At 53.3% G+C, this 19,959-nt stretch carries 23 protein-coding genes; 9 read left to right on the plus strand and 14 right to left on the minus strand.

All coding sequences use genetic code 11. The features are described 5' to 3' along the window. From K0B01_04815 to K0B01_04875, 13 genes are all read right to left on the minus strand, one after another. Nucleotides 1-475: hypothetical protein (locus tag K0B01_04815; GenBank protein ID MBW6485457.1), on the minus strand; the 475-nt coding region annotated here is incomplete at its 3' end. Nucleotides 476-741: 266 nt separating this feature from the next. Continuing rightward, nucleotides 742-1,077, minus strand: coding sequence for a transposase (locus tag K0B01_04820; protein MBW6485458.1), 336 nt, complete (start codon nt 1,075-1,077; stop codon nt 742-744). A gap of 60 nt (nt 1,078-1,137) precedes the next feature. After that, on the minus strand, nt 1,138-2,484 hold the full coding sequence (locus tag K0B01_04825) for a M20/M25/M40 family metallo-hydrolase (protein ID MBW6485459.1): 1,347 nt from the start codon (nt 2,482-2,484) through the stop codon (nt 1,138-1,140). Between the two features lie 418 nt (nt 2,485-2,902). After that, nucleotides 2,903-3,136, minus strand: coding sequence for a BrnA antitoxin family protein (locus K0B01_04830; protein ID MBW6485460.1), 234 nt, complete (start codon nt 3,134-3,136; stop codon nt 2,903-2,905). After that, a complete protein-coding gene (locus tag K0B01_04835) occupies nt 3,108-3,389 on the minus strand; it encodes a BrnT family toxin (GenBank protein MBW6485461.1) in 282 nt (93 codons plus the stop codon). Before K0B01_04835 ends, K0B01_04830 begins: the two co-directional genes overlap by 29 nt. Nucleotides 3,390-3,508: 119 nt before the next feature. Next, a complete protein-coding gene (locus K0B01_04840; protein ID MBW6485462.1) occupies nt 3,509-4,402 on the minus strand; it encodes an ADP-ribosylglycohydrolase family protein in 894 nt (297 codons plus the stop codon). Nucleotides 4,403-4,409: 7 nt separating this feature from the next. Next, nucleotides 4,410-4,862, minus strand: a complete 453-nt coding sequence (locus tag K0B01_04845) for a hypothetical protein (protein ID MBW6485463.1) — start codon at nt 4,860-4,862, stop codon at nt 4,410-4,412. Continuing rightward, a complete protein-coding gene (locus K0B01_04850) occupies nt 4,859-5,671 on the minus strand; it encodes a hypothetical protein (protein ID MBW6485464.1) in 813 nt (270 codons plus the stop codon). Before K0B01_04850 ends, K0B01_04845 begins: the two co-directional genes overlap by 4 nt. A 141-nt stretch (nt 5,672-5,812) precedes the next feature. Further along, nucleotides 5,813-6,088 (minus strand): hypothetical protein, encoded by a 276-nt coding sequence (locus K0B01_04855; GenBank protein MBW6485465.1) that lies wholly within the window; start codon nt 6,086-6,088, stop codon nt 5,813-5,815. Nucleotides 6,089-6,106: 18 nt separating this feature from the next. Then, nucleotides 6,107-6,964: a metallophosphoesterase gene (locus tag K0B01_04860; protein ID MBW6485466.1), complete on the minus strand. Its 858-nt coding sequence runs from the start codon at nt 6,962-6,964 to the stop codon at nt 6,107-6,109. A gap of 70 nt (nt 6,965-7,034) precedes the next feature. Next, nucleotides 7,035-7,670 carry a hypothetical protein gene (locus K0B01_04865; protein MBW6485467.1) on the minus strand — a complete coding sequence of 212 codons (636 nt, stop codon included), beginning with the start codon at nt 7,668-7,670 and terminating at the stop codon, nt 7,035-7,037. Between the two features lie 10 nt (nt 7,671-7,680). After that, nucleotides 7,681-8,259, minus strand: coding sequence for a hypothetical protein (locus K0B01_04870; protein ID MBW6485468.1), 579 nt, complete (start codon nt 8,257-8,259; stop codon nt 7,681-7,683). 13 nt (nt 8,260-8,272) lie between these two features. After that, nucleotides 8,273-9,259 (minus strand): hypothetical protein, encoded by a 987-nt coding sequence (locus K0B01_04875; GenBank protein ID MBW6485469.1) that lies wholly within the window; start codon nt 9,257-9,259, stop codon nt 8,273-8,275. Nucleotides 9,260-9,382: 123 nt separating this feature from the next. Between K0B01_04875 and K0B01_04880 the strand changes: the two genes are divergently transcribed. The 9 genes from K0B01_04880 to K0B01_04920 all read left to right on the plus strand — a co-directional run bounded on the left by K0B01_04880 (nt 9,383) and on the right by K0B01_04920 (nt 18,993). Then, nucleotides 9,383-10,378, plus strand: coding sequence for a transcriptional regulator (locus tag K0B01_04880; protein ID MBW6485470.1), 996 nt, complete (start codon nt 9,383-9,385; stop codon nt 10,376-10,378). Nucleotides 10,379-10,655: 277 nt separating this feature from the next. Beyond that, complete coding sequence (locus K0B01_04885) at nt 10,656-10,883, plus strand: hypothetical protein (GenBank protein ID MBW6485471.1); 228 nt, start codon at nt 10,656-10,658, stop codon at nt 10,881-10,883. Between the two features lie 68 nt (nt 10,884-10,951). Next, nucleotides 10,952-11,278: a putative toxin-antitoxin system toxin component, PIN family gene (locus K0B01_04890; GenBank protein ID MBW6485472.1), complete on the plus strand. Its 327-nt coding sequence runs from the start codon at nt 10,952-10,954 to the stop codon at nt 11,276-11,278. A gap of 531 nt (nt 11,279-11,809) precedes the next feature. Next, on the plus strand, nt 11,810-12,340 hold the full coding sequence (locus K0B01_04895) for a hypothetical protein (protein ID MBW6485473.1): 531 nt from the start codon (nt 11,810-11,812) through the stop codon (nt 12,338-12,340). 2 nt (nt 12,341-12,342) lie between these two features. After that, the gene (locus K0B01_04900) at nt 12,343-14,391 is read left to right on the plus strand and encodes a hypothetical protein (protein MBW6485474.1); all 2,049 of its coding nucleotides are present in this window, start codon (nt 12,343-12,345) and stop codon (nt 14,389-14,391) included. A 3-nt stretch (nt 14,392-14,394) separates the two neighbouring features. Further along, the gene (locus K0B01_04905) at nt 14,395-15,321 is read left to right on the plus strand and encodes an NADH-quinone oxidoreductase subunit H (GenBank protein ID MBW6485475.1); all 927 of its coding nucleotides are present in this window, start codon (nt 14,395-14,397) and stop codon (nt 15,319-15,321) included. Nucleotide 15,322: 1 nt separating this feature from the next. After that, nucleotides 15,323-15,970, plus strand: coding sequence for a hypothetical protein (locus K0B01_04910; protein ID MBW6485476.1), 648 nt, complete (start codon nt 15,323-15,325; stop codon nt 15,968-15,970). Between the two features lie 3 nt (nt 15,971-15,973). Continuing rightward, a complete protein-coding gene (locus K0B01_04915; protein ID MBW6485477.1) occupies nt 15,974-17,422 on the plus strand; it encodes a hypothetical protein in 1,449 nt (482 codons plus the stop codon). Further along, nucleotides 17,419-18,993 (plus strand): NADH-quinone oxidoreductase subunit C, encoded by a 1,575-nt coding sequence (locus K0B01_04920; protein MBW6485478.1) that lies wholly within the window; start codon nt 17,419-17,421, stop codon nt 18,991-18,993. The genes K0B01_04915 and K0B01_04920 overlap by 4 nt, the downstream gene beginning before the upstream one ends. Nucleotides 18,994-19,154: 161 nt before the next feature. On the opposite strand, the gene K0B01_04925 is transcribed toward K0B01_04920, so the two are convergent. Beyond that, nucleotides 19,155-19,949, minus strand: a complete 795-nt coding sequence (locus tag K0B01_04925; GenBank protein ID MBW6485479.1) for an SDR family NAD(P)-dependent oxidoreductase — start codon at nt 19,947-19,949, stop codon at nt 19,155-19,157. Nucleotides 19,950-19,959 lie beyond the last annotated feature (10 nt).

Raw genomic sequence — 19,959 nt, forward strand, 5'->3', positions numbered from 1 at the left:
CGCTTATGCGCTGGCTTGCCAGGGACGTCACGAGGGCGGGCTCATGGCTTTTCGCCCAGGATTCGCAATAGCTGAGCGCTCCGCCCTCTATAGCGAGGTAGTTGGCCATCGCCAGGATCTGCCGGTGAGTGTCGGGAAAGCAGGACTTCAGCAATTTCTCCAGACCGGTGCGCTTGGAAAACTCATCCAACACCACCGCTGGGCCGACGACCTGCGCCGATGCGGTGACCGCGGGATCCCGGACCGCCGCCTGCCGGGGATCAAGGCGTTTGGAGGGGACGAACTCGCCGGTTACCGGATCAAGCTTGCCGACGCACACCTGCTTGTTGCGCGACTGCCCAAGTTCCTTGTGCCATACGGATACCACATCGTAGACATAGGTGACGCCGTTCTTCTTATTGGTCTGGTGCACACGGTATGCCATGCTTTCCTCCTTTATCGTCGTAATTATGACGATAAAAAAGAGAAAAGTCAAGGCTTTTTAGTGCATAAACTGATTAATTTTATATGATTGTATCTCCCATCGTTATAAATATGGCGGGAATTTAGGATGTTATCTGCTGCGTAATGGCCGGCACGAGGTAAGAGTCCGACGAACCCGCCTTGCGGGGTATTAGCCAGTGCGGTAGAAGATGCCCGTCGCGGCGGTGGATCAATCCAGCAACGGCATGCTCTTTGACAATCTATGCAGGAGAAATGGTTTTGAGAAGCAAGGCGCGCTCAATCATCCCCTGGCTGTTGTCAGCGGGTTTCAGGAATGGTTGATTCGGTAAGGAGTAGGCCATGTTTATCTTTAGGGAGCAGCGCCCACTGATCGGGGAGGAACTCGCGCCGGCGACTGACCGGATGGCTCATAATCCTCCTGAGTATATCGTCTAAATACTCCCAGGGATTGATCTCGAGGTCTTTGCAGGATTTTACCAGGCTCATGAACAGGGCCGCCGCTCTGCCGCCCCGTTCGCTGCCGACTAAGAGCCAGTTCTTCCAGCCCAGAGTTATCGGACGCATCGCGTTTTCAGCCGTATTGTTATCCGGCTTCAGTCGCCCGCAAGTCACCACCGCCAGGACAGCCAACACGAATGATCATCATACCATGAAATCCTCCTCGCATGCCGGGCGATCGAGTGTCCATCGCACTTAGAGTGCGGCCACCTCGTGGAGCAACGCCGCCGTGGTCTTGATGCCGCTGAAAAACCCCTCCACCATGATGCTCTCGTTCGGTGCGTGGTTGTTCTCGTCGTGGGGCGCGTACGGGACATTCACCCGTGGGATCCCGAGTACCCGCGTGAAATAGTAGTCAGGATCGCTACCACCCATGCAGGGCTGGAGCACCGGTTCTTTGCCGAATCCCAGCCGGACCGCCCGGACCGCTGCGCCGCCGAGGGGATGATCCAGGTTTGTCCGGGACGGATAAAACCCGCCTTGGCGATCGATATGCACGTCGTCGAAACCGTGCGCCTTGGCGTGCGCGGCGAACTTCGCGAAGATGTCATCCGGATCCTGATTCACCACGAGGCGCATGTCGATCTTGGCCGACGCCCGGTGCGGGACGATGGTCTTGGAGCCGGGACCCTGATAGCCGCTCGTCAGGCCGCAGATGTTCACGGTGGGCTGGAACATCAGTCGCTCCAAGTAAGCCGGCCCCGCGTCCGCCGGTCCTGCAGGCAGCCCCAGCCCGGTCAGGACGACCGGATCGAATGGGATCTTACGGAGCGTCTCCTGCTCAAGAGGCGTCGGGGGGACCACGGCATCGGCGAAGCCTTGGATCAGTATCCGCCCCTGCGGATCCTTGAGCGTGTTCAGGAAATGGACCAGCCGCCAAGCCGGCGCCGGCACAAAGACGCCCAGGTTCCCCGAGTGGACGTCTCTGTTCGCACCCTTGAGCGACACCTCCACGTGCAGGATGCCGCGAACGCCGAACAGGATGGTCGGCTGATGGTTGTACAGCATCGGGCCGTCGGAGCAAAAGCAATAGTTCGCCGCCAGCAAGGCCCGATTTGCTTCAATGAAGGCGCGCAGGCTGCGACTGCTGATCTCCTCTTCACCCTCCAAGAGGATCTTGACGTTGACCGGCAGCCTGCCCACGGTCTTCAGGATCGCTTCCACCGCCTTCAGGTGGGCAAAGAACTGGCCCTTGTTGTCGCCGGTCCCCCGTCCCCAGATGCGTCCATCCTTGATCGTCGGTTCGAAGGGAGGCGTGTGCCACAGCTCCAGCGGGTCGGGCGGCTGCACGTCGTAGTGGCCGTAAATCAAAATGGTACGCTTGGCGCCCGACGCCTTCACCTCCCCGAAGACCACCGGGTGGCCGGTCGTCGGAAGAACCTGCGCGGCGATGCCAATGGCCTCCAACTGGGACTTGAGCAGGGTCGCGCACTCGGTCACGCCCACATTCTGAGCACTGATGCTGGGTTGCCGGAGCAGCGTGAACAGTTCGCCCAGAAAGCGCTCCCGATTGCGATCCACGTACCGGAAAATTTCGTGCATGGTTCCTCCTGACGACATAGCCCTTCCTCTGCGACGAACGCTTCAGCGCGCCGTGAACCTCCGCTGCCGCGTTGGTTTGTAGCGTTCTCCGTCCACCCTTGTCAAGCGGAGTTTCGTGACCGGTGGGTGATCGGCCCACGGCGTCCCGCCGGGCGGGAGCGTCAGGGCGAGCATCGGGATCTTAACTGGATGTATTCATCCCAGGTATATTATGTAGAGAGGTCGAGGTGGAAGGATGAGCAAGCCTGGGTGTTTGTTGCAAGATAAAAAGTTAATGAATAAAAATGCCCATTTTGGCAAAATTGACCAAAGCGGGTTTTTTTTCTTGATATTATTGACGATTCTCTTTTTCTTATTCTTTAACTTTTGTATAGAGGTTAAAGAACTGGGGCGGTGCGGGAATTGTGAAAACGATGGTTCAAACCGATGTCTTCAATCGTTCCGCGATCCAGAACTTAATGACTGATTGCCGGGTAACACCTAACTCGCGAGCGGCCTGGTCAAGACGTTCGATCATCCAGGCGGGAAAATCGACGTTGACCCGACGTTGTTCCAATCCGGGACGGAGAATATTATCAAGGTTACAGTATTCCAGGACATCTTCGCCGGCATCAAACTTTTCGTCAAACTCCTTTGCGGTTATGGTCTTCATAAAGCATCTCCTCTTTTTTTCGGGAGCGGCGCACGGAAATGATACGAATACAGCCTTTCCTGAATGTTGCGACGGCGGTCCAGAATTTTCCTTCGATTTTCCCTATCGTCAAAAACCGTGGTTCATCCAGCGTGGCGACGGGAACCTCAATCATTCCATGATCGTTCCAAAGAGTACGGGCTTCTTGGAAATCAATCCCGTGCTTGTCCCTGTTGGTAAGGCTCTTATTAGGATCGTACTCGAACGTCGTCATAGGGTATTAACTATACCTTTATTAACTTGTTGTCAAACAAAAATCCCCGTGAAGTTGACATGATCCTTACCCTCTGTTCGTGTTAAGACAAACTGCCAATTTCTCGGTCATTTGAAGAATTAAGCCACATTCTGATATCTTAACCTTCCAAAAAAAGGAATTGCTTTATCCCCGTAATACGCCCCGGCAAGCTGTCCGTAAATCGCCCCGGTGGTGTCTGCATCATCGCCAAGGTTGACAGCCATTAGACAGCCTTCTTGAAAGGTATCGCTGTGGAAGAATGCCCACAGGGCAGCTTCCATGGATTGGACGACATAGCCGCTGCCCCTGATTTCCGGGGGATGCTTGTATTTGAAGGAGCCTGCGGCAATTTCGGCAATCTCTGGGACAAGAGGGGTCTTTTGCCAGTATCCAGCTACAGGGCAGTAATGATCGGCCAGGATGGCTTCTTTATCTTCGCCGTTCAGAGCCCCGACAATCAGCGCCCCGAAATAGCGGCAGGCATCCACGGCAGCAGGGGCGCCATGGGTGGTTTCGGAGCTTTCGCCGGATTTCTCAATGGCCTCTCTGGGGCTGCCGGCATAGAACATGGGGACCGGAGCCAGACGCATGAGGGAGCCATTTCCAGCGCTGTAAGAACCGGATGATCCGGAGAACGGGTTGCCTGTTTTCAAGAAGGCGGCAAGGGCCTTCCTGGTCGTATTGCCGATGTCGAAGCATGTCCCTGTGCTACTCAGGTGGCCCTCTTTCCACCAGAGAACGTACCGCTCCATTTGATCTTGTGGGTTGAAGTCCTGACATTCGATCAGGCTTTCAGCGAGGCACAGGGCCAGGGATGTATCGTCAGTCCACTGGCCCGGCTTGAGATTGAAGGGACCACCGCCGACCATGTCGGTGATGGGCTTGAAACTGCCCGGAGGCATGAACTCCAGAGTTGTCCCCAAGACGTCGCCAGCGGCAAGTCCGAGCAGGCAGCCCCGATATCGTTCGAGCTTTTCTATGCCGTTAGTCACGCCGCTATTATTGTCCTTTCTCCCAGGAGCAAACCATCCGGATTTGCTGGGGCATTTCCGGGGAAGGCCAGTGCGCCTTTGCGTCGGTGCGGCGAAGCTCTTTAATCTTCTCCAGCACGCCTTCCCCTTCGGCAATACCATGGCGTACCAGCCAGCAGCCGACGACCGTCCCTGTTCTACCTCGCCTTCCCCAACAATGGACATAAACGGGTCGATCTTCTCCCAGTGCACCATCAATCTGATCGAGGATCTGCACCATAAAGTCTCGCGAAGGAATCCCGAGATCCCGGATAGGCATGCGGTGGCAGGTCACCGGGGGACTGCCATTGGTGATTCTTTGTAGAACCGGCACATAATCCACGAAGGGCAACCCATTATGATCCCGCTCATCCGGCTCCATAAGATTGACAATACACCGGACGCCGCACGCCAGAAGATCCGACATCTTTTGCTTCATCATGTCCTTTTGCCGGTCGCCGGGATAATAGCCGGCCAGGAATTTTCCATGGACGACCCAGTATGACCGGTCGAAGGGTGGCTTATGGTTTGTTCCCTCAGATCCTCATACTCTTTTTTGATTTTGATGACAGGCTGCCCATCTCCTGCCGTGGTGATTCTCCGGAAGTCTTTTGCGTGTTCTTCCAGTCCGGCGACCCCGGTGCAAGCGCCATACTCGCTCTTCACCTCAACAAAGACCAAATATGGCTCTTCCCAGCCGGTTGCATCGTTAAGAGTTATCCTGCGCTTTGCTGCGATCATGTCGAATCGGCATTTGGCATATTCATACTCCAGATCCAGCACCAAATAGTCAACTGAAGATCGACCAAATATTCCGGCATTCTCGGTGGCAATCTTTTGGCAATGATCACGCTCGTGCCTGTGTTCGCTCTCGTCATTCCGATGTTGGTCAAACCATCGGTCCATGCCGGCGATCAGATCCGGAAATGCTTCAATCCATCGTTCCAGGTTTGCGTCTATGCACTCCTGCGGTAGTTCAGGTGCTGGGCACGATATGTCATTGAAGTACTCTTTGTCGAAATGCAGAGACCAGAGTTTTTTGCGTCCATCGACGCGCATCAGGTTGCCGCCGCGATAGTATATGTTAAAGCGATGATCCCGGATCTCTAGGCGTAGTCGCTGATCGGCAGCGACTCTGACCAGGACTGGATTGAGCATGCCGCCTGGCCCGAGTGCATCTTCCATTGCCTGAGTCAGGAGGCGAGGTCCTTTTCGGTATGTAGTGAGGTCAACGTCATTCTTGGTAGTCATCTGTCTATTTCCACCAGTGAATACAAGGAGAACAGCTCAATGCGTTACTCGATTTCGCCAGAATCCAGCCTTGCGGAAAAGCTGGGTGACTTCGGCAATAATTCGCTCAGACTCTTCTGCTGATACAGGAATATCCCTTTTCTACAGGCATTCGATATGGTTGGGCATTTCGTCGTTCCAGACGACCAGAACTGTGGATCGCGGTTCTCCCAGCCAGCGAAAGAAATAGGCCGCTCTCTCTTCAATACTGTCATACCAGAAATCATCAAAGATGATACCCGTTACCTTGGCTTCTCGAAAAATGTCGGGCCAGGTGGTTATCGGCGCAAGCAGTTTGCTTCCTTTCACCGGTGGCGGTGGGAAAATGCCATCCAACCTTCTTGTCTGTTCCGCACGTTTCTTTTCCAAGTCAATCATGTCCGGCATTCCCTGAGTCTATTGGGCAGCAAGTGGCGTGACGGTCCATTTTGAAAGGGCTTTGCTGTGCTGCAGGAGATCGCCCTCCTCTGTGATTTCAAGATAAACCCTTGCCCCGCCGTACACCCGGCACATGCCAGCATCCACGTCGATAAGCTTTAAACCCTGTGCGGTCTGGACCCTGTTTTGCCTTGTCGGCGTATGGCCGAAAATTTGGGGAATCGTCCATGCCTCGAGGGAAGGGCTGATCTTAGAAAAGTCGCACCAGAAGATGCCCCCCACGTCATTATCGCCGCCTCTCTCTGGTCCCACATGGAAAATGGGGTGCCGTTCGAGATCGTCCTTCTCTACAGCCTGTCGGAAAATCCCGTTGATATGTTCAGCAAGCCGGTCGAGATCGCCGGTCCTTTCCTTCACTTGAGCCCCAATCGTTCCCATTTCCGCCATCAGGGCTTGCCGGATGGCGGATCTCAGACCGGCATGCGAATATAGCCGCGCTCCGTCGCTATAGGCAGCCTGCACATTGCCCTTGGCGATTTCCTCGGTCAGTTCAGGCATCAACGACGCCGGGTTGGTGAAATTGGCATAGAAAAATTTCCCCTGCAGGAGCATCAGCTCATGATTTCCGCAGAGGCGGATGACTGCACCCTTGGCGTGAATGGCTTCTTTCTGAAGATTCCTCAGTAACGCAATGGTTTCTCGTGAGTAAGGTCCTCTATCTATTACATCTCCTGTTTGTATTAAGATGCAATCGCTGCCACTCCAATTGTCTTTGTTATCAATCAATCCCGCATTTCTCAAGATTTCTCTAAATCCATCCACTTCTCCGTGTATATCTCCTACGACAATGCGTCGTTTTTGTTCTACCGATTGCATTCTAACCCCTTACTCATAATGCGGTGTCCGTGTATGGTGCCAGAAAATCGTAAAGAAAGATTACGCCTTGTTAGACTGCACCCCACGCACCAAGGAACTCTGGTTTCGGTTTTGACTTTCCATCGACCAGAGCAAGGGCTACTCGAACACGTGTAGCTGCATCTTCAAGGGCGGCTCTGATTTCGTCCTTGTTTCGATTGTAATCTGAGTCATCACGGACAAAGAAGAGGAGATATCCATATCTGATCTCGTTCTTTGGACCGGCTAATTTCGTGGCGTCGTTTATAGTGTGAACATTCCCCTTCCCGCACTCATTAAGGGCCAACTCAGCGGCACAGAGTACCTTTTGCTTACGGTGTTCCCGCTCCGCGATAAAGAGAGGATCCCAGATCGAGATGTCGAAGGCTCCACGCCTACGGCCTTCAACCGATTCCTCCAATTTTCCGTCTACCCTTCTCAAGTAACGGGCAACAGTAGGGTATTCCTTGTGAAGTAGTATCGTGTCATAACCCTCAGCCGTGCGATAGAGACCATTCTCAAAGCCACCCGAATATAGGCGGTGATAGAGATAGCAGTGCATGTCAGTTTCTGTGTAGAATGCATACGGATGATTCCGAAACCTTCGGACGAGACTCTTGATGGCAGCTTCAAATTTTGGAATGAGTATTTCTGGTGAAGGCAGCTCAGATGGACGTCGATATGGCATATCTCCTCCTTTAATTCAGGTAAATCTCTCTTCCTTCTTCATAAATATGCGCCGTCCAGTAATCGGCCCAATGGACGAGCAGAGTTAAGGGTTCCTCCTTGTGGGCGATAATCCTGTTATCTTCAATATACTGCCCGTCATGATAGGCAATTGCCTGGGCTTCGGCATCGGAGAGGGGTATGTATTGCGCCACCAGGTAAAGGCTTCTCACCGCCAGTCCCATTGCCACTACTTCGGGATTGATCTTATAGCGTATCCCTCGATTCTTTACCATCCATTTATTGTCATTATGCAGATATAGCGGTTTGCCGGGCATCCCCAGTTTCCCCACATCATGGAAAAGGCCGACTATGACGCAGCTCTCCTCGGGGATCGCCGGGGCAAGAAATTCCCGGAAACGCAGCAGGGATTCCGTCACCCCGACGCTGTGTTTCAAGAGACCCTGTTCCTCCGACAGATGAAACCTGGTACTCGCTGGAGAGGCGAGCCAGGTGGTCTCGCCCTCCAGGAGTTTGATGAAACACTCAAACGGTTCCTTCCGATCCGTGATCTTCTCTTTCAGTGCCTTATAACGATCTAACAATTCCATACATTTACCTCAATCATTGATTCGTCCGGTACGCCCTTCTCCGGGAGACGGGTGACATGCGGCCGGCTTTCTCGGTTTCCGTGATCTGAAAGAAGGCCATGTGGATCGCGGTGTTCTCATAAACCAAGGCGGAGCCGACGATATTCTTCCCTTCGTAGCGGTAATCCTGACCGTAGCCCACCGAGTCGAATCTCTGCTCCGTGCACAGGGCAATCTTCTGCAGGAAGGCATCCGCCTTCTCCGGGGGTGTTTCTTTTGCCCTCCTCGGTTTTTCCGTCAGGGCGTCCATGACATAGCTGCGGATCAGCTTGGGGTGGAGCACGCTGAATGACGATGCGCGTGAGACTCTGTCCAGGCCGACCACGTCTCCGTTCACGATTACGACGAGGCCCTCCTGATCGGCACCCATCGGGAGGTGTTCCAGAAAGGCATCCATGTCTTCCTTTTTGGCTTCCAACACATCTTTCATCGCTCCCGTTACGGGGCTGACTTTATTGATGTGAGCCTGTGTGGCGATCTCGTCCCAGACCGCCCCCTGATCGGAACAAAAGCTGTGCGCGGATTTAAGATTTTCAAAGACGGAGGCATTCTTGACCCTCCTGAGCTTGGCGGACATGATGTGGCCCGATTCCTCAAAATGGGCGGAGCGGTAGGACCAGCGGCCGTGCTCGGTGCAGCTTACAGGGATGACCATTTCCGACATTTCTTTGAGCAGGATGGTGGTATTGAGCACCCGGTTCTGCTTGGCGCCCGAGAGTTCCTCGCCGTCGAGAAGTAAAACGGGTTTTTTCCCCCGGTTGATGACCTTCAGCTCCGGGACCGTTCCGCCCTCCGTTACCTCGGTCACCGTGAGAAGCTGTTGCTCCATGGCCTCCTTCATGGTCAGGTAATCCGGCCCGGAATCGCCGCCGCCGATGATGGGGATCACGGCCACATGACCGTGGACCTGAACCTCTCCGAACTTGATCCTTTCCAAACTTCCCTTAACGATTGCTTCCATGGCTTTTCTCCTTTCCCCCTCTTTTGTCTTGACCTTAGGCGGTTTTCCCTGATAATTCCAGAGCGGGGCGACAAGGGTGTGTCGCATTATTTGAGGACGCATTTCCTGAAGGAGGCAAAGGCGATGGGCCGTGAGCAAAACGCGCAGACGAAACTGATCCGGTTGGGCCAGATCCTCAGAATCTTCATGGAGAAGGATAAAGTCGCGAGCAGTTGGTTGAGCGAGCAGTTCCAGACCACACCTCGGACGATTCAGCGTGACCTGCTTCTCCTCAAAGAGTCCGGTTTCCCTCTTCATGAGATACAGAAAGGCATTCACCAGATGAGCAAGGACCTGGTGAAAAATCTGGAGGTGTTCGACGATACCGAGCTTGCCCTGGTGATCGCCCTGAAGAATATGGTGGGGCAGTTGGGCCAGCCCTTCCAGCAGGCGGCCGACGGTGTTCTCGACCGGCTGTACGATTGCGTGACTACCATGCCGGTGTTCGTGAAGATCGACGAATCCGTACCGCTGGACAGTGCTCTGCTCAATCGGATCGTGAAGGCCATTCGGGAAAAGAGGCGGGTTGGTTTTCAGTATGCGCTCGCAAAAGGGAGCGGGATGCATCCCGTCGATCTGGAACCCTACCGGGTCGTCTATTTCGGCGGTTTCTGGTACCTGATCGGCAACGAGCCCTGCACGGGGATTCTCAAACGGTACGCCCTCGACCGGATCAGGAATTTGCGTCTATCGAATGATGTATTCAAGGGTGTTCCCGATGATCTGGATACGATCCTTCAGGGCAGCGCCAATATCTGGTTTACCGGCGAGCGGAACCCGGAGGTGACCATCCTGGTCGATTCCCAGGTCGGTCATTATTTCAAGCGGCGGAAGATGTTCCCGACACAGGAGATCAAAGAAGAAAGGCCCGATGGGGCGCTTGTCCCGACACAGGAGATCAAAGAAGAAAGGCCCGATGGGGCGCTTGTCGTCTCATATCGGGTAGGCAATTACGAGTCCATCGAAAATCTTCTCAAATCCTGGATACCCCATATCGTGATCTTGGAGCCAAAAGAATTCAGGGAGTCCTTTCTGGCGGATGCAAAGGAGTGGGTCCGCAAACAAGGGAAGGTGCGTTGATTCAGTATTCCGGGGATAGTATTCCGGGGACATAATACCATTTTTCTTCTCATTACCAAGCTCCATGCATATTCAAGACTGGTACTGGCTCCACAATTGTTCCCCTCGTCAGCCAAATCCTGCCGGACGGCTCTGCCTTCCTGACTTTGCAGTGGGTTCAGGTGGAACATCTGGCCACCAGGCATGTGTTTCCGGTAAATTATCGTCTTAACTTTTTATCGTTGGCGTGATATATGTCTCACCGGCGATCTGTAAATTTTAGTTTTGAGGTATAGCAATGAATAATCCAACCATTGAATTGAACCGCCCACAGCTCGTATCTGCACTATCGCAGTTCTCCCCGGAAGCACTGAAAAAGGTCATAGACGATCTGTTCCGTAAGAAGCTCTACAAACCGCATTCTCTGGATGAAATCACCAGAGAGGCATCCGCCATGGTCTGCAAGGCCAAACTGGGGCCAGAAACGGTAGCGGAAGCGGTGAAATGGGCACGATCTCAAAAATAGTTATCGACACCAATGTATTCATATCCGCCTTTGGGTGGGATGGCGAACCTGAATAGGTGTTGCGCTTATTGGAACAGCAGCACATTTTCAACTACACGACCGACAATATCTATGATGAGCTCCGTCGTGTAGTTGCCTATCCCAAACTGAAGTTTTCCGCTTCACTGCAAGCCAAAATTCTTGAATTCGTCTTCTGTTGGTCAACGTTTATGCAACCCGTTAAGGCCGTTTTTGTTGTAACTGATGATCCTGATGACGACAAGTTCATTTCCTGCGCACTCGTTGCCGGCGCCAGCCACATCGTTTCCGGCAACCCCCACCTGCTGAATATTGACACCTACCAGAGCATCCGGATTCTAACCCCTGCTCAGTTTATAAAATCATTCGACAAATAGCTTATGATCTCCTGCGAAACATGCCGGACGGCACACACGCGCATCCGCTTGCGGAAAGCCCCAATCCTCGCTTATTTTCTTTTCTAATGACGGCGGCACGGCGGGGCTCTCAGGATTGGTCAAAACCAAATCCTGACCTCGGCCGTCAATAGTGGACATGAAATATTTCATGCTTCAGAGGCAATTGCAAAACTCTCACATTCTGTCATTCCCGCAATGATTTTAAGCGGGAAAACGAAGTTTAATGTTCATAATCTGGTTCTAACTGCTTGAAAAACCGTATTCCCGATAGAAGCATTGTGTACATTAAGCTCCGCTTTCGGGAATGACAAATAGTTTTGCAATTGGCTCTTCATACTTGGCATTTATCTTGATTATATGTCAAGTACGGTTGCCCGATAGCGAGACCATTCTGGCTGAATTTGTTGATAACATCATTAATATTAAAAGTTTATAATGTAAGGACCATTAGTGTAGAATAATTATTTTTACCGTTGACATGAAAGCGAGACAGGAGTAGGAGCACCGCTTATGTTTAAACTTGTTAAAAAAATAATTGCCACACCCAATAACATCGTCTCGCTGAATCTTGAGGATTGCGAGCAGGTGGAGGTTACTGAAGTTGGCATAAAGATTGAAGAAAAAGTGAAGCGTCTCTTCCGGGGATCGCTTGCTATCAGACAGGTGGACGCAGGCTCCGACAATGCCGCCGAACAGGAACTGGTAGCCTTGTCCAATCCTTTTTACGATGTCGAGCGGTTCGGAATCCATTTTGTCGCTTCGCCCCGCCACGCCGACATGCTGATAGTAACAGGCCCGGTGACCCGGAATATGGCAGAAGCGGTGCGGCGGGCGTACGGAGCGACGCCGGATCCCAAGATCGTGGTGGCGCTCGGCGACGACGCCATTAACGGAGGCATCTATCGGGAAAGTTACGCGGTACTTGACGCGGTTAAAAACGTCATCCCGGTTGATTACGAGATTCCGGGCAATCCGCCCTCCCCTAAAACCATTCTCTGTCATTTGGTTAAAATATTGTACAGAGTATCTGCGGCGCATTGATCATGATTGAATTTATTATATCGCCGGACGGCTTTATCATATTGCTGCTGTTGTTTCTGCTGGGGGCTCTCGGCGCGGCGCTGCTGAAAAATAATGATGAGTCGGCCAACTACTGGAGCAGCTTCTTCGCGATAGCCGGTTCGCTCTGGGGCGTCCTGTTCGGTCTGGGGTCGCTTTTTGCCGTCCGGCCGCTCCTGTTTACCATCGGGGCCTCCCCCTTTTCGCTTTTGCAGTTTTCCTTTCTGATCGACAAGCTGGCCGCCTTCTTCGTTTTTATCATCTGCCTGATCGCCCTCTTCTGTTCGCTCTACGGCATTGACTATGTTAGGCAGTACTACCGCAAATACAGCATCGGGTCGCTGGGATTTTTTTACAACCTCTTTATTGCCGGGATGCTGCTCGTGGTTACCGCGACCAACGGACTTTTTTTCCTGCTTGCCTGGGAGATCATGTCGGTCGCGTCCTTTTTCCTGGTCATCTACGATCGCCATGAACAGGAAAATATCCGGGCAGGGTTTCTTTACTTAGTCATGACGCATGTCGGCACCTCCTTTATCATCGCGGCCTTTCTGCTCCTTTACAAATTTACCGGGTCGTTCGAATTTTCGCTGATCAGAAATGGGGCGGGAATGATTCCCGGCTCAGTCAAAAACGCCGTTTTCGTTTTATCGCTGATCGGGTTCGGCACAAAGGCCGGCATTATCCCGCTGCATATCTGGCTCCCCGGCGCGCACCCGGCGGCCCCTTCGCACGTCTCGGGGCTAATGTCCGGCGTGATGATAAAAACCGGGATATACATGATGATCCGGATTTTTCTCGATCTGCTCCAGCCGTTTCCGTTGTGGTGGGGGGTGGTTCTGCTCATCACCGGCGCGGTTTCTTCCCTGCTGGGCGTCCTTTACGCCCTGACCGAGCACGACATCAAAAAGCTGCTGGCCTACCACAGCATAGAAAATATCGGGATCATCCTGCTGGGTCTCGGGAGCGCCCTCACCTTTCTTTCCCTCCAAATGCCGGCGCTCGCGCTGGTCGGTTTGGTCGCCTCCCTTTTTCATACGTTAAACCACGCCACCTTCAAGTCGCTCCTTTTTCTCGGCGCCGGTTCGGTGATCAATCAAACGCACACCCGAAACATGGAGGAATATGGCGGTCTTATCAAATTAATGCCGCAGACCGCGCTGCTTTTTCTCGTTGGGTCCATGGCCATCACGGCCCTGCCGCCCTTTAATGGTTTTTTCAGCGAATGGCTCACCTTCCAAGCGCTCTTCCAGGGAATCGCAGCTCCCAATTCACAGGTAATCTGGATATTTGTGATAGCGGCGGGCGCACTGGCCTTTACCGGCGGTCTGGCGCTTGCCTGTTTCGTCAAGGCCTTTGGCGCGATCTTTCTCGCCCGTCCCCGCAGCGACGAGGCCAAGCACGCCAAAGAATCCTCCCCCTTCATGCTCGCCGGGATGTGGTCGCTGGGGGCGCTGTCGCTGTTATTCGGGGTTGGTTCCGGCTATGTTTCTCAAGTTCTTCAAGCAGTTGGAGGCGAGTTTGCGGTCTTCCAAAATCTTCCTGCCCCGTTTTTGCACACGGAAGGGGGATGGATCACAGTCGGCGGCTTTTCCTCCGTCTTTGCGCCGGCAATATTTCTGGCGTTGCTCTTGGCGCTTTTGGCCGTTGTCTTTGCGGTCAACCGCCTGCTCAGTCGTCGGCAGACCGTCAGGACCGGCCCCACCTGGGATTGCGGCACGGATCTGACGCCCCGCATGGAAATTACCTCAACCGGGTTCGCACGTTCCATCATCCTTATATTTAAGGGAATCTTGAAACCGACCATGCAAAAAGCGGTTGAATATCGGGACGGGGAGTCGCGCTATCTGCCGAAGTCGAGGATGATCAAGCTCGGCATGAACGATATCTACGAGAAATATCTCTATGAACCGGCCCAGGCCTTTGTCCTCAAATTTTCGCTCTACGCCAAAAAGGTGCAGAGCGGCTTGATCAACATGTATATCCTTTACATTTTAATCGCCCTGGTCGGCGTTTTACTTTTTTCACTGTGAACTATGAATATAATTTTTGACATACTGCAACCGCTTTTCGTCCCTTTGCTTTCGCCGCTCTTGATCGGCGTCGTCAAGAAGATCAAGGCAAAAATGCAAAATCGCCAGGGCGCGGGCGTTCTTCAGCCGTATCGGGACTTATGGAAGCTTTTTCACAAGGATGAGGTAATCAGTCAAGACGCCTCCTGGATTTTCCGCATGGCGCCCTATATCATCTTCGCGGTCACGCTCATTGTCGGCGCCTTCATCCCTATATTCAATTTGAACACCTTCACAGCCCCCCTCGGCGATTTGCTCGCCGTTGTGTATCTGCTAGCAATCGGTACGTTTTTTCTGGCTCTGGCCGGAATCGATACCGGCAGCGCGTTCGGCGGGTTCGCCTCCAGCCGCGAAATGACCGTTTCGGCGCTCGCGGAAGTGGGCCTGATCTTTTCGTTTTTTATCCTATCATTGGTGAGCGGCAGCACAAACCTCTTTACAATCGCCGATTCCGTACTCGTCGCCAATATCACCTCCCTGCAGCCGATCATCCTGGCCGGTCTGGGATATTTTATAGTACTGCTGGCCGAGGGCGGGCGGTATCCCTTTGACAACCCGGCAACCCACCTTGAACTGACCATGATTCACGAAGCGATGATTTTGGAATATTGCGGCCGGCGGTTGGCGCTCATGGAGTGGGCAGCTGCCAATAAGTTATTTATTTTCATGACTTTGGGAGCTAATTTATTCTTTCCGTGGGGGCTGATGCATGAGTTTTCATTGGCCGCCCTGATTGTTGCCGTCGCCGTTTTCGCTCTCAAACTATCGGCGTTCTGTTTTGCAATTGCCTTTATCGAGTCCGGCATCGCCAAATTCCGCTTCTTCCGTCTGCCGGATTTGCTTATCGTCTCTTTCATACTTAATATTGTCGCAATCGGGTTAATTAAATAAAATGGAACTGTTCTCCCCACACTTTCTGGCAGTAGCGATTTTTCTGACGATCATCTTCTCCCATATCGTCAAGAGAAACATTATCATCGTTACCGTTTACGGCATTCAGTCGTCGGCAATCGTGCTGCTGCTGTTCCGCTCGTTTTTAGAGACAAAGTCCCTGGCGATGCTCTTTATCGTTATCCTCGTTGCCGCCATCAAGGTTTTCCTGCCGCTCCGTTTTTTTATCGGCTTTATCCGAAAGTACGAAACGGGCTTGTCCTCATCCGCATATCTGAATTTGCCCCTGACCCTGATTGTGGTCGCGGCGCTGAGCACGTTTGCGCACAGCCGGCTGTTTGCGCCGCTTGCGACAATCGTACCGGGAAATAGCGCCCTGCTTTCGCTCAGCATCGCCGGGATGATGATCTCGCTTTTATTGATGATCAACCGTAAAGGCATCTTGTCGCAGATCATCGGGGTGCTTTCGCTGGAAAACGCCATCGTGGAATTCGGTTTGTTTGCCGGCCTCGAACAATCGCCCGTGCTGCAGCTTGGCATCATGTTCAACATCCTGGTCTGGCTGATTATTACGGCCGTTTTTTCCTCAATGATCTACCGGCATTTTGGAGCGCTGGAGACGGCGGGAATGAAGAGTTTGAAAGAATAGTCAATGGAACCTGTTATCATCATATCGATTTTGTCGCTCGCCGCCATGGCCTGTCTGCTCCTCAAGAGCCTCCGGGCGATCGAGTATGTCTCCCTCGGCGCTGCCGCTATCGTTTTTATCGCAGCCGTCAGCCTGGCGCTTGACGTCTCCGTTCATCCCTCTCTTGCTTCCGCCCAGTTTTTTTGGGTCGATCCGCTGGCGGCGATCATTGCCCTGCTGATCGGAACGGTCGGTTTGGCCGCGGCGTTCTATTCCATATTTTACCTCCGTGCGGAGATGGCCAAGGGGATCATCGGGTTTCACCGCGTCAAGCAGTATTTCATCCTGTTCAACCTTTTTCTCCTGGCGATGTTCTTTGCGGTAATGGTCAACAATCCGATTTTGATGTGGATCGCGATTGAATCGACGACGCTTTCCACCGTCTTTCTGATCAGCTTCTACGACAAGCCAACCGCCCTCGAAGCCGCCTGGAAATATTTGATCATCAACTCCACCGGTCTCTTGCTGGGATTTTTCGGAACGCTCCTCTATTTTACCTCGGTGCACTCAACGGGTGGAAATGATTTGATAAGCTGGGAGATATTAAGGGCAAACACGGCGAATTTGAATCCGCTCATCGCCAAGATCGCCTTTATTTTTGTTCTGATCGGTTACGGTACGAAGGTCGGATTTGCGCCGATGCACACCTGGCTTCCCGACGCCCACAGCAAAGCCCCGGCGCCGATCAGCGCCCTCCTCTCCGGCGTACTGCTTAATATCGCCCTTTTTGCCGTCCTGCGCTTCAAACTGCTTACCGACGCGGTTGCCGGGCAGGCTTTTTCCGAGGGACTCCTCATGTTGTTCGGCCTCGTTTCGATCATCATCGCCGCCCTGATCATGCTGACCCAGCAAAATTATAAGCGGCTTTTGGCATACTCGAGCATTGAAAACATGGGGATAGTGGCGCTCGGTTTCGGCATGGGAGGAATCGGGGTTTTTGCCGCGATCCTCCACATGATCTATCATGCCCTGGTGAAACCGGCTCTGTTTTTTTTAGCGGGCAACATTTTTTTGAAATACAGCTCCACCAAAATCGCCAATATCCGAGGGGTAATTTCCGCCTTGCCGGTATCTGCGGGTCTATTTCTGACCGGATTTTTTACCGTTACCGGCACGCCGCCGTTTGGAATCTTTTTTACGAAGATTTATGTCCTGTCCGCTGCCATCGGGACGAATCTCTTCGCCGGTCTGATCGCGATTTTCGCCTTTGCGCTCGTTTTCATTGGTTTTTTCAGGCAGGTTATCGCAATGATGTTCGGCGAAAAACCTTCAGAGATGCCGGTCGGGGAAATCCATCGCCTGCTCATTGCTCCGCCTTTGCTGCTTTTAGCAGCAGCGCTGGCGCTTAGTTTTTATCTGCCGCCGTTTCTTTCTGAACTGATCACGCAGGCCGTAGGGAAATATTCGTTATGAAATCACAAGTTTTTGACAGCATTATTCCCGCAGGGCATCAAATTGAACGTCATGGACGTTTGAGTGTTTTTGCCGTCAGCCCCTCCGAAATCAAAAAAGTCGCACTTTATTTTCACCAGGAAAAACGGTTGCCGCTGATGATAATTGCCGCAACCGACGAAAGGAAAGAAAAGGGCGCCTTTAAAATATGGTATGTCTTCGGAGTTCCTGGAGAAAACCGTTTTGTGGCTCCCTATATCAGCCTCGCTGACACAGTGGAATTCCCGTCTCTTGCCGCGGAGATTCACGAAACATGGGAGTATGAAAGACTGATTCAGACCTTTTTTGGCTTGCGGCCGGTCGGTCATCCCCATCCGCTGCCGCTGATTCTGCATGAGAACTGGCCAGCCGACGGCTTCCCGCTGCGCAAGGATTTTCACTGGCAGACCCGGCCGGAAACGGCGCAGGGCGTTTATCCTTTTCAACAGGTAGCGGGCGAAGGAATCTACGAAATACCGGTAGGCCCCATCCACGCCGGCATTATCGAACCGGGCCATTTCCGCTTCAGCGTTGCCGGCGAGGAGATCGTCCTGCTCGAACCACGCCTCGGCTACACGCACAAGGGCAGCGAAAAACTCTTCGAAGAACTGCCGCTGCCGGATAAAATCCGCCTCTCCGAGAAGATTTCCGGCGACAGCTCCTTTAGCCACTCTCTGGCCTTCTGCCAGGCGCTGGAGGAGCTGGCCGACATAACCGTTCCCGCCCGGGCGTCTCATCTGCGCGTGATCTATGCAGAATTGGAAAGGCTGGCCAACCACCTGGGCGATCTCGGCGCAATCATGCTCGACGCCGGCTTTAACTTCGGCGGTTCGCAGTGCTCGCGCCTGCGGGAAATGATCATGCAAATAAACGATCGCCTTACCGGCAGCAGATTTCTGCGGGGGGTGAACGCCATAGGCGGGGTTGAAAAGGATATTTCCTTGGAAAAGTCCCTTCAGTTAGTGGATGAGCTAGGGAAAATCAGGAAGGATTTTTCCGAAATAATGGCGGTTGCCCAAAACAGCGCCTCGCTGCTCAATCGCCTGGAGACGACCGGCACACTGCCGCTGGAGATTGCCCGAGAGCATGGCGTCGTCGGGATTGCTGCGAAGGCGCTGGGAATCGTGAATGACGCCCGGCGCGATTATCCATACGCCGCTTATGACAGCCTCTATGTTGCCGATACATTTGCAAAAACCGGCGGCGATGTGTATGCCCGCTTTATGGCGCGGGCAACAGAGGTTTATGGTTCCATCAAGATGATTCAGCAGGCGCTGGCGGGGTTGCCCGCCGGGCCCATACAGACAGCAATCGCCGGGGCGGGATTGTTCCGAAAAAGCTCATTGGCGCTTGGAATTGTGGAAGGCTGGCGGGGGAATATCGTTTATTTAGTCCATACAGACGAACAGGGCGAAATAAGTAGGGTAGCCCTGCGCGATCCCTCTTTTTTAAACTGGACGCTGCTCGGTTACGCAGCGGCCGGCTACATCGTCCCCGATTTTCCCCTGATCAACAAGAGCTTCAACCTTTCCTACTCCGGAAACGACCTCTAAAAAGCTGCCGACCAATGTCAGGAAATCAGTCAAATCGTCATACCGTCGAAAGACGGTATCCAGTCCTTTCAAGCTCTTCCCGGACAAGATCTTTTTCTAAGCGCAGGCATCCTGGGGCTGCAAATTCCTTCCCCAGGCCCGGCGGCTTTATCTAAGGCCAATCAGCCGCGCGATCCCAACCGCAGGCCGCCGTGAATAAAAAACACCTCGCCCGCCATCGCCTCGTTTCGGTAAAGCTCGCAGATCAAAGAGGCGATCTCTTCCGGTTCTATCAGCCGTCCGATCGGAACATCACCGATGATTTTCCCCAAGGCCCTCTCATCCATCCCCTTCACCATCGGGGTTGCCACATAACCAGGCGCCACCGCAACGCAGCGGATACGGTCCGCCAGATTTCTTCTGAAAAACTCGGCGGTAAGCACCTTGGGAATGACGGACATCGCCGCCTTGGACGAGGAGTAGTTGATCTGCCCCGCCGTTCCCAGCGAGCCCGTTGAGGACATAAGGCAGATCAGCCCCTTCGAGCCGGAATTGATCATCTGTTCCGCGCACTCGCGGATGGTAAGAAAAACGCCGGTCAGATTGATGTCCAAAACCGACTGGAACTGCCGGAGCGACATCTTGCCGGTCACCTTGCCCGTTTCCCGGTCGGGCGACAAAAACATGCCGTCTTTGATGATCCCTGCGGCGGGGAAAACAAGGTTGATCCGCTGGTAGCGCTCAATGGCAAGGGCGGCGAGCCGGGCATTGTCCTCTTCCTTGGTTACATCACAGATAAAGGAACTGACATCGCCCCCCAGAGCGGTGAGTTCCCGCTCCACCCTCGATAAATTCTCGGGAACGATATCCGCAAGCACAGCCCTCCCCTTTTGTTGCACCCAATATTTCGCCACAGCCTCGCCGATCCCGCTGCCCGCGCCCGTTATTATCGCAACCGCCTGTTCAATGTCGAGCACCTAACCTCCT

This window comes from Syntrophobacterales bacterium, assembly GCA_019429105.1.
GTDB lineage: Bacteria > Desulfobacterota > Syntrophia > Syntrophales > UBA5619 > DYTH01.

Bases quoted from the DNA above. Each gene is read 5' to 3' on its own strand.
- K0B01_04855 (MBW6485465.1), bottom strand. From the start codon at position 6,088: ATGATTGACTTGGAAAAGAAACGTGCGGAACAGACAAGAAGGTTGGAT.
- K0B01_04910 (MBW6485476.1), top strand. From the start codon at position 15,323: ATGGAACTGTTCTCCCCACACTTTCTGGCAGTAGCGATTTTTCTGACG.
- K0B01_04845 (MBW6485463.1), bottom strand. From the start codon at position 4,862: ATGATGAAGCAAAAGATGTCGGATCTTCTGGCGTGCGGCGTCCGGTGT.
- K0B01_04875 (MBW6485469.1), bottom strand. From the start codon at position 9,259: ATGGAAGCAATCGTTAAGGGAAGTTTGGAAAGGATCAAGTTCGGAGAG.
- K0B01_04905 (MBW6485475.1), top strand. From the start codon at position 14,395: ATGAATATAATTTTTGACATACTGCAACCGCTTTTCGTCCCTTTGCTT.
- K0B01_04880 (MBW6485470.1), top strand. From the start codon at position 9,383: ATGGGCCGTGAGCAAAACGCGCAGACGAAACTGATCCGGTTGGGCCAG.
- K0B01_04895 (MBW6485473.1), top strand. From the start codon at position 11,810: ATGTTTAAACTTGTTAAAAAAATAATTGCCACACCCAATAACATCGTC.
- K0B01_04865 (MBW6485467.1), bottom strand. From the start codon at position 7,670: ATGCCATATCGACGTCCATCTGAGCTGCCTTCACCAGAAATACTCATT.
- K0B01_04920 (MBW6485478.1), top strand. From the start codon at position 17,419: ATGAAATCACAAGTTTTTGACAGCATTATTCCCGCAGGGCATCAAATT.
- K0B01_04830 (MBW6485460.1), bottom strand. From the start codon at position 3,136: ATGAAGACCATAACCGCAAAGGAGTTTGACGAAAAGTTTGATGCCGGC.
- K0B01_04860 (MBW6485466.1), bottom strand. From the start codon at position 6,964: ATGCAATCGGTAGAACAAAAACGACGCATTGTCGTAGGAGATATACAC.
- K0B01_04850 (MBW6485464.1), bottom strand. From the start codon at position 5,671: ATGACTACCAAGAATGACGTTGACCTCACTACATACCGAAAAGGACCT.
- K0B01_04825 (MBW6485459.1), bottom strand. From the start codon at position 2,484: ATGCACGAAATTTTCCGGTACGTGGATCGCAATCGGGAGCGCTTTCTG.
- K0B01_04915 (MBW6485477.1), top strand. From the start codon at position 15,974: ATGGAACCTGTTATCATCATATCGATTTTGTCGCTCGCCGCCATGGCC.
- K0B01_04870 (MBW6485468.1), bottom strand. From the start codon at position 8,259: ATGGAATTGTTAGATCGTTATAAGGCACTGAAAGAGAAGATCACGGAT.
- K0B01_04900 (MBW6485474.1), top strand. From the start codon at position 12,343: ATGATTGAATTTATTATATCGCCGGACGGCTTTATCATATTGCTGCTG.
- K0B01_04835 (MBW6485461.1), bottom strand. From the start codon at position 3,389: ATGACGACGTTCGAGTACGATCCTAATAAGAGCCTTACCAACAGGGAC.
- K0B01_04885 (MBW6485471.1), top strand. From the start codon at position 10,656: ATGAATAATCCAACCATTGAATTGAACCGCCCACAGCTCGTATCTGCA.